Consider the following 734-nt stretch of genomic DNA (forward strand, 5'->3'; position numbering starts at 1 on the left):
ACCAAATCTATATCGCCTAAATCCTCTCTATAAAACGCTCCGGCTACTTGTCCCTCTTTAGCCTCTAGTAGTTGAGCAATTGCGCCTTTTGGATCATGGTAAAACTTTCTAAAGTTTCTTCCAAAAGCTAGGTTGAATTTAGCGGGTCTGCCTTCATCATCTAATCCATCTTTTAGTTTGAAAAAGCTATTACGGCCATCTTCTGGTGGTTTAAAATCTATGCTATCTTTGATATTTCCTTTAACTTTGTACATGTTGGTTAGTGCCATGCTAGTATGAGATGTACACTCTATTACGAGGTAATGATCTTCAAATTGTTTAGCGCCAAGAAGTCCGTAGTCAAAGTATCTTTCCTTTTTGTCATCTATTTTATAGGCGGGTTCTCTATGCTTGTATCTGGGTACGCCCATTAGATAATCTGCTTCATCTAGCATTTTTGGATAATTAATAATGTCATCTATACTAATAGGTAATTCTTTGCCTTGTTTGATCGCTGTAGCTTTAGCACCATGATTTTTTAAAATATAGTTGATCGCTTCACCATTAACATAAAATGTTATGTTAAAGTTTCTTGTATCATTGGCAAATATACTATTAAAATATTCGCTTGCCTTCCCTATCATCACCCTTTGTTTTGGGTTTTTCTTAAGTTGCTTAATTAGTTCTGGTGTGAATTCTTCAGGCTTAATAATTCTTTGATCCAACTGATCAAGGGGTATTTCTTGACTTTTAAG

General features: G+C 35.1%; 1 pseudogene. It reads right to left on the reverse strand.

Annotated elements, in window-relative coordinates:
* Positions 1-734: pseudogene (locus G6Q00_RS08300) on the reverse strand (hypothetical protein); the annotation flags it as partial.

Origin of the sequence: Helicobacter suis (assembly GCF_902196125.1) — a bacterium.
Lineage (GTDB): Bacteria > Campylobacterota > Campylobacteria > Campylobacterales > Helicobacteraceae > Helicobacter > Helicobacter suis_B.